General features: G+C 59.6%; 13 protein-coding genes. 11 read left to right on the forward strand and 2 right to left on the reverse strand.

The genetic code is table 11. The features are described 5' to 3' along the window. The 3 genes from G5168_RS04980 to G5168_RS04990 are packed head-to-tail and all read left to right on the forward strand — an operon-like array spanning position 1 to position 4,873. On the forward strand, positions 1–1,065 hold the full coding sequence (locus tag G5168_RS04980) for a SpoIIE family protein phosphatase (protein WP_421231355.1): 1,065 nt from the start codon (positions 1–3) through the stop codon (positions 1,063–1,065). Then, a complete protein-coding gene (locus tag G5168_RS04985) occupies positions 1,066–3,732 on the forward strand; it encodes a response regulator (protein WP_216952762.1) in 2,667 nt (888 codons plus the stop codon). It abuts the gene before it with no gap. After that, positions 3,671–4,873, forward strand: a complete 1,203-nt coding sequence (locus G5168_RS04990; protein WP_216952761.1) for an HD-GYP domain-containing protein — start codon at positions 3,671–3,673, stop codon at positions 4,871–4,873. Before G5168_RS04985 ends, G5168_RS04990 begins: the two co-directional genes overlap by 62 nt. On the opposite strand, the gene G5168_RS04995 is transcribed toward G5168_RS04990, so the two are convergent. Then, positions 4,870–5,550 carry an adenine nucleotide alpha hydrolase gene (locus G5168_RS04995; protein ID WP_216954501.1) on the reverse strand — a complete coding sequence of 227 codons (681 nt, stop codon included), beginning with the start codon at positions 5,548–5,550 and terminating at the stop codon, positions 4,870–4,872. The two genes, G5168_RS04990 and G5168_RS04995, sit on opposite strands and share 4 nt — an antisense overlap. A 166-nt stretch (positions 5,551–5,716) precedes the next feature. Here G5168_RS04995 and G5168_RS05000 point away from each other — a divergent pair, with 166 nt between their 5' ends. The 8 genes from G5168_RS05000 to G5168_RS05035 all read left to right on the forward strand — a co-directional run bounded on the left by G5168_RS05000 (position 5,717) and on the right by G5168_RS05035 (position 13,214). Further along, entirely contained in the window at positions 5,717–7,036 is a 1,320-nt protein-coding gene (locus tag G5168_RS05000) for an MFS transporter (protein ID WP_019446502.1), read from the forward strand. Between the two features lie 144 nt (positions 7,037–7,180). Further along, entirely contained in the window at positions 7,181–7,903 is a 723-nt protein-coding gene (locus G5168_RS05005; RefSeq protein ID WP_151287145.1) for a MarC family NAAT transporter, read from the forward strand. Between the two features lie 159 nt (positions 7,904–8,062). Beyond that, positions 8,063–8,266 carry a hypothetical protein gene (locus G5168_RS05010; protein ID WP_216952760.1) on the forward strand — a complete coding sequence of 68 codons (204 nt, stop codon included), beginning with the start codon at positions 8,063–8,065 and terminating at the stop codon, positions 8,264–8,266. Between the two features lie 181 nt (positions 8,267–8,447). Then, entirely contained in the window at positions 8,448–8,651 is a 204-nt protein-coding gene (locus G5168_RS05015) for a hypothetical protein (protein WP_041209699.1), read from the forward strand. Between the two features lie 262 nt (positions 8,652–8,913). Continuing rightward, on the forward strand, positions 8,914–9,810 hold the full coding sequence (gene murQ / locus G5168_RS05020; protein ID WP_227341511.1) for an N-acetylmuramic acid 6-phosphate etherase: 897 nt from the start codon (positions 8,914–8,916) through the stop codon (positions 9,808–9,810). Positions 9,811–9,906: 96 nt separating this feature from the next. Beyond that, positions 9,907–11,361, forward strand: a complete 1,455-nt coding sequence (gene murP / locus G5168_RS05025) for a PTS N-acetylmuramic acid transporter subunit IIBC (RefSeq protein ID WP_041234056.1) — start codon at positions 9,907–9,909, stop codon at positions 11,359–11,361. 102 nt (positions 11,362–11,463) lie between these two features. Continuing rightward, positions 11,464–12,537, forward strand: coding sequence for a porin (locus tag G5168_RS05030; protein ID WP_227341512.1), 1,074 nt, complete (start codon positions 11,464–11,466; stop codon positions 12,535–12,537). Between the two features lie 41 nt (positions 12,538–12,578). Then, positions 12,579–13,214 carry a DUF2057 family protein gene (locus G5168_RS05035; protein WP_227341513.1) on the forward strand — a complete coding sequence of 212 codons (636 nt, stop codon included), beginning with the start codon at positions 12,579–12,581 and terminating at the stop codon, positions 13,212–13,214. Between the two features lie 68 nt (positions 13,215–13,282). Here G5168_RS05035 and G5168_RS05040 read toward each other — a convergent pair whose 3' ends face one another. Beyond that, on the reverse strand, positions 13,283–14,146 hold the full coding sequence (locus tag G5168_RS05040) for an SIS domain-containing protein (protein ID WP_041209636.1): 864 nt from the start codon (positions 14,144–14,146) through the stop codon (positions 13,283–13,285). Between the last annotated feature and the right edge of the window lie 14 nt (positions 14,147–14,160).

Genomic DNA, 14,160 nt, shown 5'->3' on the forward strand with positions numbered 1-14,160 from the left:
ATGATACAAGAGCATGCGACCCGGGAGGCCAGCTATCCGCTACGCCACGATATCGATCTGCACCTGGCTGTGATGTCGGTTCGTCGGCTCCCATTTATCGCCAACCTATCCGACGTGGATCGCGCCATGCTCTCCACCGTGGTCTCCGAACTTGGCAGCAATATCCTGAAATACGCCGGGCAGGGGGAGATCACCCTGATGCTCCATCACCCGAAGGGGAGATCCTGCATCGACATCATCGCCCGTGACAAAGGGCCCGGCATATCGGATGTCTATCAGGCCCTGCAGGATCACTACAGCACTTCCGGCACCCTGGGACTGGGACTGCCCGGCGTGCGGCGCATGATGTCAGAGCTCACCATCAGCACACCGCCGGAAGGGGGCACCCTGGTGCAGGCGCGCAAATGGCTGGTTTCTGTACCCTCGGTCCCACGTCTCATCACGCCCACCCAACAATGGGGGCAGGCAGGTCTGACACTGGTCTGGGCTAGCGAAAACAGACCCTGTTATCCGGAAAAGGTCTCCGGCGATCTGGTCTTTATCCGGCCCACATCCGACGGCGTCTTGCTGGTACTGATCGATGTCAGCGGCCACGGCGCCTCGGCCAACAAGCTGGCACTGATACTGCAAGAGGCGCTGCAAAACACCCCTGAACAGGAGCCGGCACCTCTGCTGCAGCTGTTGCACCAACACTGCATCGGTACCCGGGGAGCGGCCGCTGGCATAGCCCTAGTCAACAGTGAACGGGGGGAACTGAGCTACGCCGGCATCGGCAACACCCGCATCTGTCTGCGCGGCCATGACCTCTGGCGCGGTATCTCCCGTGATGGGGTGCTGGGGGAGCGCTTCCCCACCCCCTTGCTGCAACGCCAGCCCATCAAGCCGGGGGATGTGCTGATGCTCTATTCGGATGGCATCAGCGAGTCACTCAACCTGCGTGACGGCGCACTGGATCTGGGGGCTGATCCCGTCATTCTGGCCCGTCAAGTCATAGACCATAGTGGGCGCAGCACCGACGATGCGAGCTGTATTGTGCTGCGGGTACAACCAGAGAAGGAGCGCTAGATGCGGCAGCTGATCGGTGATATCAGGCTCTCTGGCCCGACGGCAGCCCTCACCGCCAGACGCAAGGTGATCCAGGTGCTCACCTGCATCGACAAGAGCCCCACCTTCGTGGCGCCGCTGGCGGGTACCACCTCGGAGCTGGTGCGCCAGCTGACGGCAACCATCGACTCGCTGCAACTCCAGCTTTGGCTGGAGAGCAATACGCGGGAGCTGTGGGTCTCCCTCTCGGCCGACGAGCCACTGCAGCACAACGCACCCGGTGCAACCCATGGCAGCATCCGGCTGGTTCCTCATGCTGACACCGCCATCGCTCTGGTATGCCACCTGCCACACTGGCCCGATGACGCTCTGCTGTTGCAGATGCAGCAGCAGTTCGCTGAACCGACCCGGGATGAGCTGTTCGCCGTGATGCAGACCAAGAATCAGGAGCTGGAGCAGGCCTATGAGCTGGCAGAAAGCGCAACCCGGGCCAAAAGCGATTTTCTCGCCAACATGAGCCATGAAATCCGCACCCCGATGAACGCCATTCTGGGTATGGCCCACCTGGCCCTGCAAACACGCCTCGACTCGCAGCAGGCTGATTATCTGGGCAAGATCCAGCGCTCGGCCCATCACCTGCTCGGCATCATCAACGATATCCTCGACTTCTCCAAGATCGAGGCGGGCAAGCTGGATCTGGAGCAGATCGAGTTCGATCTCGACCATGTGCTGGAAAATCTGGCAACCCTGGTGGGCGAGAAGGCCGAAGCCAAAGGCATAGAACTGCTGTTCGAGGTCGATCACCAGCTAGACACCCTGCTCTATGGCGATCCCCTGCGGCTCGGCCAGATCCTGATCAACTACGCCAACAACGCAGTCAAATTCACCGAGCAGGGGGAGATACTGGTCAAGGTCACTTGTCTGGAGAAACGACCGCAAGAGGTGCTGTTGCACTGCTCGGTGCAGGACACGGGGATCGGCATGAGCCAGGAGCAGCAGCAACGGCTGTTCCAGTCTTTCCAGCAGGCGGACAGCTCCACCACCCGCAAATACGGCGGCACCGGCCTCGGGCTCGCCATCTCCCGCGAACTGGCGGCACTGATGGGAGGGGAGGTCGGCGTGCAGAGCGAACCGGGCAAGGGAAGCACTTTCTGGTTTACTGCCCGACTCGGCCGCGGCAGATACCGCTCACGCTATCTGCCAAGTCTGGATCTGCGTGGCCGCCGCATACTGGTGGTCGACGACAGTGCCAGCGCCCGCACCATACTGGCTGCCCTGCTGCGCAGCATGAGTTTCGTGGTCGACACCGCCGAATCGGGTCAGCAAGGGCTGCAGATGATCGCCTGTGCCGAGCAGGAAGGTAACGCCTACGAGGTGGTGCTGCTGGATTGGCACATGCCCGGGCTGGATGGCATAGAGACGGGGCGCCGCCTCATCGCCCGCGGCCTTGGCAAGCGGCTTTATCGGGTCATGGTGACAGGTTATGGGCGGGAAGAGATTTTTCGCGAAGCAGAGGCCGCCGGCTTTGATAGGGTACTGGTCAAACCAGTCTGTGCCTCTGTGTTGTTTGATACCATCATTGGGCTGTTCGGCCAGCAAACCACGGCGACTGCCTTGAAGCCCACCCAGCCTACCCACAACTATCGCTTCGAGGGACTCCGTATACTGCTGGCAGAAGACAACGAGCTGAATCAGCAGGTGGCCATGGAACTGCTGCGAGCGGCGGGCATCGACGTCAGCATTGCTGCCAATGGTGCCATTGCTCTGGAAATGGCTGCGCAACAACCATACGACCTGATCCTGATGGACATGCAGATGCCGGTGATGGATGGACTGACTGCCACCCGTCAGTTGCGCCAGCAAGAGAGCGAAGGGCACCACACTCCGATCCTCGCCATGACGGCCAATGTCATGGCCGGTGACCGGGAACGCTGTCTGGCGGCCGGTATGGATGACCACATCGCCAAGCCCATCGACCCCGACAAGCTTTATGCCGCACTGCAGTGCTGGGCCCCTGCCTTCAGCGTTGAAACCGATGCAATACCCAAGAGCGCACCTTCACCACAGCACCAGCCATTGCAGCCTCAGTTAAGAGCGCTCGGACTCAATGCCGAAGCCGCCCTGCAACGGCTGATGTACAACTGGGGGTGGTATCAGGATCTGCTGCAACGATTTGCCCAACAGGGCACCCGGCCCATGCAGAGCCTGATCGCCGCCCTGCAGAAGAACGACCGGGAGGAGGCCCATCGTCAGGCCCATACCCTCAAGGGGATTACCGCCACTCTGGGCGCCGAACCACTGCGGGGTATCTCGGCCAGGCTGGAGAGTGCACTCTCCCGGGGGGATGACACCACCAGCCTGCTTCCACTGGCGGAACAGGGGCTGCAGATGCAGCAGCAACTGAGCGATGGCCTACAGGCCCTGCTACCCACCCAGACCACAGCCGACCTGCCGGAGCAAGAACAAGTCGACCTGGCGCCCCTGCTGGCGCAGCTGATCCGGCTGCTGGCGGAAGATGATGCCGGAGCTCTGACCCTGTTCCAGCAGCATCAGCAGCAGCTGACGAGAGTGCTGGGAGAGACGGCATCCAGGATGGCTGACGCCATTACCGGCTTCCGTTTTACGGATGCACTTGCACATCTGCAACGAGTCCGGGCCCTCAGGCCCGATCTGTTCAACCAAGAGTGAGGGCACCACCATGCTCAACCTGCTGGATCCCGATACCAAGCCCACCCTGCTGGTGGTCGATGACACCCCTGAAAACCTCTCATTGCTCAGCGCCTTGCTCAGCCCACAATACCGGGTCAAGGTCGCCATCAGTGGCCAGCGGGCACTGGAGATACTGTCATCAGACTCCCGGGTAGATTTGATCCTGCTTGATGTCGTGATGCCCGGGATGGATGGTTATCAGGTGATGCAGGCACTGCAGGAGATGCCGCAGGCACGGCATATTCCGGTGATTTTTCTGACTGCCAAGGTAGAGGAGAGCGCCGAGGCACATGGACTGGCTCTCGGCGCCGTGGACTATATTCACAAGCCGATCTCCCCCGCCATCGTGCTGGCCCGCGTCAGAAACCACCTTGAGCTGAAGGCGGCACGGGATCTGCTACATGACCAAAATGCCTATCTGGAGCAGGAGGTGGAACGACGCACCCGAGAAAACGAGCTGATCCAGAACATCACCATCCACTCCCTCGCCTCTCTGGCCGAAACCCGGGACAACGAGACCGGCAACCACATTCTGCGCACCCAGCATTATGTGAAGCTATTGGCGGAAACTCTCTGCGAGCACCCTCGCTTTCGTGCCGAGCTGACCCCCAAGACAATAGAGCTGCTGTTCAAGTCGGCCCCCCTGCACGATATCGGCAAAGTCGGCGTACCGGACCGGATCCTGCTCAAACCTGGCAAACTCGATGAAGATGAGTTCGCCCAGATGAAACACCACTCCACCCTTGGCAAGGAGGCCATAGTCCACGCCGAGGAAGCGCTGGGGGTAGAGGTGGAATTTCTGAGACTGGCCAAGGAGATCGCCTGCTACCACCACGAGAAGTGGGATGGCACCGGCTACCCCTACGGTCTGATAGGAGATGAAATTCCCCTCTCGGCCCGACTGATGGCGCTGGCAGATGTGTACGATGCCTTGATCAGCAAGCGGTGTTACAAGGCAGCCATGACCCATGCAGAGGTGGTGCCCATTATTTTGGCGGGAAGGGGCAACCATTTTGATCCCGACATCACGGATGCCTTCGCTCACATCCACGTGCAGTTTCACGAGATCGCGCTGCGCTACAACGACGACAAGAGCGATCAGGAGGCCAAACTCGACTAGGTGCTGGAATCAGCAGGCAACAAGTCAGTGAAGATGAAACCATCGCGCTCCACCGTCTCCCCCGTGCAGATCGCCAGCGGGCGCAGAAACATGGGACCATCCCAGGCCAGAGTGTGAAACTCGCCGTTCTCGCCGCACGGATCGACCCCCGCCGGCAGCGCCGCCAGCAGTGCCTCGTCAAAATCGTGGCCCCCCAGGCTGGCATCCAGCTTGTTCGGGTCGAGAGCACTGATCCGCGCCTTCAACCCAGCGGCCACCATCTGCGACGCCAGTTCACGGGTATTGCTGCCCCACAGCGGGAACAGTGGTTCGATGCCGGTGCCTGCCAGCTGCTTTTCACGGTAGGCGCGCACATCCTCAAGGAACAAGTCGCCAAAGGCCATATGGCGGATCCCCTGTGCCACCACATCGGCGATAAAGCCGGTCATGATGCGGGCGTAATCCTCGTTGCTGCAGGGCCAGGGCAGATCGATGGTGATGAGGGGCAGCCCGACGCAGGCGGCCTGTTCGGTCAACAGCTGCTTGCGCACCCCGTGCATCGCCACCCGCTCGAATGCCTGATTGAGGGTGGTAAACAGCCCCACCACCTCGATGGCGGGATCCTGCCGCAACTGATGCAGAGCCCATGCGCAATCCTTGCCGCTGCTCCAGGAGAGCAGTACCCGTTTCTTTTCCATCATTCCTCCGCCAGCGGGGCACTCGGATTGCCCCAAAAAGATGCAAGACAGTGTTGCGAATTGCGCGATTTACACACAAGAGGCAGGCAGCATACTCTCGATCACCTGTATATACCCCTTGTCCGGGGTGACAATAACTAAAAAAACCGATGGGAAACATACGGATATGACCACGACCACACAACAACACGATCACGCCCGCCCCCTCAATCGACAGGATTACAAAACTCTGAGCCTGGCTGCCCTCGGCGGCGCGCTGGAGTTTTACGACTTCATCATCTTCGTCTTCTTCGCCGTGGTCATCGGCGAGCTGTTCTTCCCGGCCGACATTCCCGAGTGGCTGCGCCAGTTCCAGACCTTCGGCATCTTCGCCGCCGGTTATCTGGCCCGCCCGCTTGGCGGCATCATCATGGCCCACTTTGGCGATCTCATCGGTCGCAAGCGGATGTTCACCCTCAGCATCATCATGATGGCGCTGCCGACCCTGTTGATCGGTCTGCTGCCCACCTATGCGGTGCTCGGCATCGGCGCCCCCATCGCCCTGCTGGGATTGCGGATCCTGCAAGGCGCCGCCATCGGCGGTGAAGTGCCGGGCGCCTGGGTATTTGTCGCCGAGCACGTTCCTGCCCGTCGGGTCGGGGTCGCCTGCGGCACGCTCACGGCGGGATTGACGGCCGGCATCCTGCTCGGCTCCCTCATCGCCACTGCGGTCAACAAGAGCCTGACCCCGGCCGAAGTGAGTGACTGGGGCTGGCGAGTTCCCTTCCTGCTGGGCGGTATCTTCGGCATCGTCGCCATGTACCTGCGTCGCTGGTTGCACGAGACCCCGGTTTTCGCCGAGATGAAGGCCAACAAGACCCTGGCTGACGAGCTGCCCCTCAAGTCGGTGCTGCGCAACCACAAGAGCAGCGTGGTGGTCTCCATGCTGCTCACCTGGCTGCTCTCCGCCGGTATCGTGGTGGTGATCCTGATGACCCCGACCTATCTGCAGAAGGTCTATGGCATCAGCCCGGCGGACGCCCTGACCGCCAACTCGCTGGCGATCGTGGCCCTGACCCTCGGCTGCATCGTTTATGGTCGACTGATCGACCTGCTGGGCAGCGGTCTCACCTTCATGTTCGGCTCCCTGCTGCTGGCGGGCTCCAGCTACGCCTTCTATCACGGTCTGGCGGCCGGTACGAGCCAGCTGGTGCCGCTCTACATGCTGGCAGGCTTTGCGGTCGGGATTGTCGGCGCCGTGCCTTACGTGATGGTCAACGCCTTCCCGCCGGTGGTGCGTTTCTCCGGTCTGTCATTCTCCTACAACGTGGCCTACGCCATCTTCGGCGGCCTCACCCCGATGGCGGTGACCCTATGGATGAAGAGCGACATGCTGGCCCCCTCCCACTATGTGGTGAGCCTGTCGGTGCTGGGTTTCGCCATCGGTCTTTGGCTCTGGTTCCAGCAACGGGCCATCCGGCAGCAGCAAGCACCGCAAGCGGCCTGACCCGAACAACAAGCCCCGGTATCTGCCGGGGCTTTTTTGTACTGCTTATGTTCAGTTTCGCCAGCATAAGATAGCCTCCCTCTTGAGTCAGGTGACCACCTGGATCAAGGTATTCCCATTCATCCCTGCTATCCGAGGCTCAACATGTTCTTTCAGGTCGTATTTCTCGCTTTGCTGGCGTTGCTGCCCATGGTCAATCCGCCTACCACGGCCACCCTGCTGCTGGGGCTGAGCAAGGGGATGTCGCGCGAACATGTGCGACGTCAGGTCAATATGGCGGCCATCTATCTGTTCTGCACCCTCTGCATCACTTTCTTTATCGGATCCTCGATTCTGGATCTGTTCGGTATCTCCATTCCGGGTTTGCGCCTGGCCGGGGGGCTCATCATCGGCTTTATCGGCTTTCGCATGCTGTTCCCCGCCCCCAGCCAGCAGAGCGGGGTCGATATCAACCAGAGCATCGCCTTCGTACCACTCACCATGCCCAGCATGTGCGGGCCGGGCACCATGGCGCTGGTAATAAGCGGGGCAGCCCAGATTGCCGAGCTGCCTGACGAGTACAACCGCCTCACCATCTATGGCGCCATGGTCACTGCGTTTGCCCTGATGAGCCTGATCAGCTGGGGAGTATTGAAGCTGGCGGATCCGGTCTGCAAGATCCTTGGCGCCACCGGCATCGATGCCATGACCCGCATCATGGGCTTCCTGCTGGTCTGCATGGGTATGCAGTTTTGCATCAACGGCATCAAGGAAGTGGCACAGGATCCGGTCTTCCACGGTGGCCAGGCCGTGCAAACCGCACCGGCGCTACCGCAGGCTTCCGGCACGTTTGATCAGTTGCCGCAAAAGCCCGTCAGCCCTGATTGAAAACGGTATCAAAAAGTCCCTGACGATCTGCACTGATCTTGTTCCTGATCATGTTATTGACACAAAAATGGGTTAGTTTGTTTTTTATACAGACTTTATTCAGACGGACGCTGATAGGTTTGTTGATGAATACCCACTCAACTTCAGGAGAGTATGCAGATGGAGAAGATACTGACCGAAATAGGGAGCCATAGCCTGTTTCACGAGTACCTGAACGTGGTTGGGATTGCGAGCCCATCCCTCGCCAAGATTGAGCAACACTGGGAATATAAAAAGCGGGAGCAGCTGGTCGCCAAAATCCAGATCGATAAGCAGGGCAATGCCCGTTACTTCATCGATGCTCGCGCCATATCCATCAACTGATACCGAATAACCAGCCAGCCCCGCTCCACCGAACGGGGCTTTTTGTTGTCTGCGATCCCGCACTCGCTGACCCGCATTATCTCTGCTGTTGCCAGAAGCTCTGTTTGTTTTTTGTACAGCGCTCATTCAGCTCGACATGGCTATCTTGTATCTGCCCCCCTTGTTCCAGAAGAGTGCCCATATGACCAAGATGCTGACCGAAATCGGCAGTCATAGCCTGTTTCACGAATACCTGAATGTGCTCGGCATAGCCAATCCAGCTCTTGCCAACATAGAACAACTGTGGGAACACAGGCAGCAAGAGAGGCTGCTCGCCAAAATCCAGATCGACAAACAGGGCAAAGCCCGTTACTTCATCGACGCCCGCGCCATCTCGGTCAATTAACACCGATGATTCTGCAAGCCCCGGCCTACTGACCGGGGCTTTTTGTTGCATGCCCATCAAGCAGGCTAGCCAATCCCCCTGTCCCCCCCTCTTCTCTCCATACTCCTCTAATGGAATTTTACCTCCTTTAAAAACAAATTAATTGGAATAATTAATTATGCGATACCGATCTCATAATAAAAATCAAAAATCGAGCATGATGACCCGCATCGAGAAGAATGATTTACGCCGGGAATGGCGACGACCTGAAGTAGAGGAAGCGATGACCATTGACCTATCAAGCATGATTACCGAAACCCGCAATCCAGCCAGCATCGAGATCGATCAGCTCCCGACGCTGGATATGCTGCGGATCATCAATCAAGAAGATCAACACGTTGCAGTGGCTGTAGGCCAACTGCTGCCCGAGATCGCCAAGGCGGTCGATGCTATTGCAGCCGCATTTGGCAAAGGCGGCCGCCTGATCTACATCGGGGCTGGCACCTCCGGACGCCTCGGCATCCTGGACGCCAGCGAATGCCCGCCCACCTACGGGGTCTCTGCCGAGCTGGTCATCGGCCTGATTGCCGGGGGCCACAAGGCCATACTGCAGGCGGTGGAGAATGCCGAAGACGATGCAGAACTCGGTGCCAACGATCTTAAAAATATCCACTTCAGTGCCCACGACGTGCTGGTGGGTATCGCAGCCAGCGGGCGAACCCCCTATGTGCTGGGCGCCATGCAATATGCCAGGAGCCTGGGTGCCACAGTGTGCAGCATCAGCTGCAACCCGGGCAGCCCGCTCGCCAAAGCGGCCGACATCAGCATGGTCGCCGTGGTCGGCCCCGAGATTGTGACCGGCTCCTCCCGCATGAAAGCGGGCACAGCCCAGAAGCTGATCCTCAATATGCTCTCGACCGGCGCCATGATCCGTACCGGCAAGGTCTACGGCAATCTGATGGTGGATGTGGAGGCGACCAACGCCAAACTGGTGGAGCGCCAGAAGCGCATCGTCATGGAAGCAACCGAATGTGACCGTGGCACGGCCGAGCAGGCTCTCGCCGCCGCAGATAACCACTGCAAGACCGCCATCGTAATGATCCTGGCCAATATCTCCGCCAGCGAAGCACGAGAGCGGCTGAAAAGCAGCGGCGGCTTTATCAGCAAATGCACAGATTAATCGGCCGACCGCACATTGGCCGCGCCAGCAATGGCGACAGGATAACAACATAAGCGGGGGCATCCGCCCCCTCACATCAGACTGACCGGGTTCTTTATGGCAAAAATAACTGATTCCATGATTGGCCAGATCATCCAGGCCATCGGCGGCCGGGATAACATCACCAACTGTGGCCACTGCATGACCCGCTTGCGGCTGAGCCTGGCGGACAGCCTGCATGCCGATCGCGATACCATCAAACGGATCGCCGGGGTGATGGGGGTGATTGAAAGCGACAACCAGTTCCAGATCGTGCTTGGTCCGGGCAAAGCCCAGACCGCCTGCGAAATGATGAACGGCATGCTGAGTGCGGACGCGGGCATCCTCACCGCCCCCCGCCCGCAATCAGCGGATCTTGTCGACATCGCCGCCGCCAACAAACAGGCGCTGAAGCAGAAACAGAGCAGTGCGGCGCACCGCTTCCTGGCCAAGTTTGCCACCATTTTCACACCGCTGATCCCCGGTTTTATCGCTGCGGGTCTGCTGCTCGGCTGCGCCACCCTGATCGAGCAAACCCTGCTGCTGGAAGGACAGCAGACAGGGGGCATGCTGGCCGAATTTGTCGGCTACATGAAGCTCTTCAGCAAGGGATTGTTCAGCTTCCTCAGCATCCTGATCGGCTACAACGCCCAGAAGGCGTTTGGTGGCTCCGGCGTCAACGGTGCCATCATCGCCTCTCTGTTTGTCATGGGTTATGACCCTCAGGCCAGCAGCGGCATCTACTCCGGTATCACCGACTTCTTCGGCCATCAGATCGATCCCCGCGGCAACATCATCGGCGTGCTGATCGCCTGCATCATAGGCGCCTCAGTTGAGCGCCAGGTTCGCCGCTACATGCCGGACAGTCTGGATATGATCCTCACTTCCTGCATCACCCTGCTGATCATGGGAGCCGTCACCTTTATCCTGATCATGCCCCTCGGCGTGCAGCTCTATAACGGCATGTCCTGGCTCTTCATCAACCTCAATGGCAACCCGTTCGGTACCGCTATTCTGGCTGGCCTGTTCCTCATCTCGGTGATGTTCGGCATCCACCAGGGGTTCGTTCCCGTCTACTTTGCGCTGATGGATGCCCAGGGCTTCAACTCCCTGTTTCCTATCCTGGCGCTGGCCGGTGCCGGACAGGTAGGGGCTGCGCTGGCGCTCTACAGCCGGGCAGGCAAGGATTCCCTACTGCGCACTCAGGTGAAGGGCACCATCATTCCGGGCATTCTGGGGGTCGGTGAGCCGCTCATCTACGGCGTCACCCTGCCGCGGGTCAAACCCTTTATCACGGCCTGCTGCGGTGGTTCGCTGGGGGGCTTCGTGGTTGGCCTGATCTCCTGGCTGGGTCTGCCGGTCGGCCTCAACACCGTCTTTGGACCATCCGGTATCGTCGCCCTGCCGCTGATGACCTCCGCCCAGGGGATCTTCCCCGGCATGATGGTCTATGCGGTCGGCCTCGCCGTCGCCTACCTCGGCGGCTATCTCTTCACCCTGATGTTCGGCTGCAAGAACGTCGATCTGAGTTAATCCCTCCTCCGGATTTCTAGCCAAGGTCTGGCCCCGAGCAATCGGGGTCATGGCCAAACTCATCCCGGCTCTGGCACAGAGCCCGTACAGGAACGATAAAAAATGAAAAAATCCATGCTTGCTCTGGTTCTTCCCGCACTGCTCGGCACAGGTTCCGCTCATGCGGCCGTCATCTATCAGGCTGACGATGGCTCCAACGTCGACCTCTACGGCCGTCTTGGCTTCAATATTTCCGACAAGAAGAGCGGCAATGATCAGGGTGACTTCGATGGCCGTATCGGCTTTACCGCCCGTCAGACCGTCAATGACGATGTCGCAGTGATCGGCATGGCGCAATATCAGGTCAATGCAGCCGAATACGCCAACAACGTGCAGAAGAACAGCAGCGACCTCACTGCCCGTTACGTCTGGGCAGGGATCGATGGTGGTCAGTGGGGCAAGGTGACCGGCGGGCGCGTCTCTTCCGGCCTCATCATGTTCACCGATATTGGCGATGTGTTTGCCGCCTCTGATGTCTCCATGGCTCGTCAGGCCAGCAAGGTGGACTCCACCGCGGTGCAGGTGTTCCGTCAGGATGGCACCCTGCAGTACCAGAACACCCTCGGCAATCTGGATCTCTCGCTCGCCTACATCCTTGGTAACGGTACCTCGGATCTTGATTACGGCTACAACGGCGCCCTGCGCTACACCTTCGATCTGGGCAATGCAGGCAAACTGGCTCCAGTCGTGGCGTATCAGCAGACCAAAGCCGCCCAGAGCAGTGGCAGCAAGGTCGATCCCAATGCCGATGAGTATCGCTTCGCCGGGATCGGTACCCGCTACTATCTCGGCCCTCTGATGTTGGGCGCCCTCTATAGCAAGGATCAGGTGACCTATCGCGATGGCCGTGCCGACAGTGAAGACAAGGTGTGGGAACTGACCGCGGTGTATGACATCAACCAGAAGTGGGCGGCCCGCGCAGGCTATCGTCACCTCGTCAACGAGGGGGGCGACCAGATGGCACTGCGCGATACTACGCTGGAACTGCAATACAAGCTCACCCCGCGATCTTCCCTCTACAGCGCCTATGTGATCCGCAATGGTGAAGATGGTCTGGCTGGTAGCACCATCACCAGTTTTGGTGGCAGCAGCAACAGCGAGAGCTTCTACCACCTCGGCCTGCGCTACGAATTCTGATCTGGTTGCCGGCCTGCGGGCCGGCTCCTTCATGGAGTCTTATGATGGCACGATCCTCCCTGCTCTCTCCCCTACTATTATCCCCCCTGTTTGCCCTGCTGCTCAGCGTACCGGCCACGGCCGCCCGACTGGAGCTGGCCGATACCCTCACCCTGCTCGCTTCGCCACAGGGCAAACCCTCGGCCTTCACCCGGACCATTGAGCTCCCGGCGGGAGAGTCCCGACTGCTGGTGCGCTTTGACAGCCCAAGTGACCCTCGCTCCACCAACGAGAGCCAGGGACGCGTGACCTCGGCTCCTCTGCTGGTTACCCTTACAGCACCATCACAAGGGACGCTGCAACTGACCCCCCCGGTGCTGACCAGCTCCTCGGCTATCCGCCAGTTTGCCGCCAGCCCGGCCCTGCTGCTGAGTGACGACAAGGGCACCTCACAGCCGCTGGCACTACAAGCCCTGCCACGCAGCCAGGATAGTCTGGGCACCGATTACCAGGCCCTGCTGGAAAGCCATACGCCAACAGTAAGCCCGGCCCCCATTTTCGCAACACAGGCCGCAACTACTGCTCATACAGCTTCGGCACTTACGCCGGAGCAGGCGGATGCCACCCTGCGGGAACTCTATCTGGCGGCCGATGCCAAGCGGCGTAAAGCCTTTATCCGCTGGGCCCTTGACCTCTAGCAGACAACAAAAAACCACCTGTTCAGGTGGTTTTTTGTTGTACGGATGATGCAGCGGGAGAGCCGGCCTCACTCCTTGTTGAGTCGGTCGATGGCATCCCGGGTACCATCGATCAGGGCCCAGGCTCGCTCGTCTCTGCGCTGCACCAGGCCAAGGAACAGGATGTCGGTAATGGTGTTCTGGGCGGTACGGGAGGAGATGGAAGAGATACGCAGTTCGTTCTCCTCCGCCACCGTATCCAGCACCATGTCGGCCATCTGGCGCAACTGGGTTTGCCGGAACGAAGTCACGGCAATCAGGGTGGCACCATTGCGCTTGGCCAGCTCGGCCGCCGCCAGCACATCACGGCTGGCGCCAGAATAGGAGATGACCAGCTGCACATCACCCGGCCCCAGGGTCTGGGCGATGGAGATCTGCACATGGCTATCCTGGGCAAACAGGGTAGTTACGCCGATCTTGAGCAACTTGTACCAGAGATCCTTGGCGGTCAGTGCCGAACCGCCAATCCCCACCAGCTGTACTCGCCCGGCGCCATCTATGGTGTCGAGTACCTGCTTCAGCAGAGCACTGTCGAGAGCCTGAGTGGTCTCGATAATAGAATTTATCTTCTCCTGCGCCAGCTTCTTGGCCATGGTCTCCAGATCATCGTCTCGCCCGATGCCATTGTAGAGATCACCGACAGTGTCGGTCTTGATGGCATGCTTGCGCCCCAGATCCTCGCTGACCGCCAGCTTGAAGGCGGTGAAGCCCTTGAACCCGATCTTCTGGGTGAACTTCACTATGCTCGACTGGCTCACCTCCGCCTGCTGGGCCAGCTCCTGAGAGGAGAAGTGGGTCACCTGTTCCGGACAGGAGAGGATGTAATCGGCAATCTTGAGCTCGCTGGGGGAGAGCTGGCTCCTGATATTGGATATTTTCGACAGGGTAAGCATGGTTTCTCTCTGTT

Source organism: Aeromonas sp. 600724 (assembly GCF_049175135.1).
GTDB classification, from domain to species: domain Bacteria; phylum Pseudomonadota; class Gammaproteobacteria; order Enterobacterales; family Aeromonadaceae; genus Aeromonas; species Aeromonas veronii_A.

What these genes read in the sequence shown, in the direction of transcription:
- G5168_RS04980 (WP_421231355.1), top strand. Translation starts at nt 1, where the DNA reads ATGATACAAGAGCATGCGACCCGGGAGGCCAGCTATCCGCTACGCCAC.
- G5168_RS04985 (WP_216952762.1), top strand. Translation starts at nt 1,066, where the DNA reads ATGCGGCAGCTGATCGGTGATATCAGGCTCTCTGGCCCGACGGCAGCC.
- G5168_RS04990 (WP_216952761.1), top strand. Translation starts at nt 3,671, where the DNA reads ATGCACTTGCACATCTGCAACGAGTCCGGGCCCTCAGGCCCGATCTGT.
- G5168_RS04995 (WP_216954501.1), bottom strand. Translation starts at nt 5,550, where the DNA reads ATGGAAAAGAAACGGGTACTGCTCTCCTGGAGCAGCGGCAAGGATTGC.
- G5168_RS05000 (WP_019446502.1), top strand. Translation starts at nt 5,717, where the DNA reads ATGACCACGACCACACAACAACACGATCACGCCCGCCCCCTCAATCGA.
- G5168_RS05005 (WP_151287145.1), top strand. Translation starts at nt 7,181, where the DNA reads ATGTTCTTTCAGGTCGTATTTCTCGCTTTGCTGGCGTTGCTGCCCATG.
- G5168_RS05010 (WP_216952760.1), top strand. Translation starts at nt 8,063, where the DNA reads ATGGAGAAGATACTGACCGAAATAGGGAGCCATAGCCTGTTTCACGAG.
- G5168_RS05015 (WP_041209699.1), top strand. Translation starts at nt 8,448, where the DNA reads ATGACCAAGATGCTGACCGAAATCGGCAGTCATAGCCTGTTTCACGAA.
- murQ (WP_227341511.1), top strand. Translation starts at nt 8,914, where the DNA reads ATGACCATTGACCTATCAAGCATGATTACCGAAACCCGCAATCCAGCC.
- murP (WP_041234056.1), top strand. Translation starts at nt 9,907, where the DNA reads ATGGCAAAAATAACTGATTCCATGATTGGCCAGATCATCCAGGCCATC.
- G5168_RS05030 (WP_227341512.1), top strand. Translation starts at nt 11,464, where the DNA reads ATGAAAAAATCCATGCTTGCTCTGGTTCTTCCCGCACTGCTCGGCACA.
- G5168_RS05035 (WP_227341513.1), top strand. Translation starts at nt 12,579, where the DNA reads ATGATGGCACGATCCTCCCTGCTCTCTCCCCTACTATTATCCCCCCTG.
- G5168_RS05040 (WP_041209636.1), bottom strand. Translation starts at nt 14,146, where the DNA reads ATGCTTACCCTGTCGAAAATATCCAATATCAGGAGCCAGCTCTCCCCC.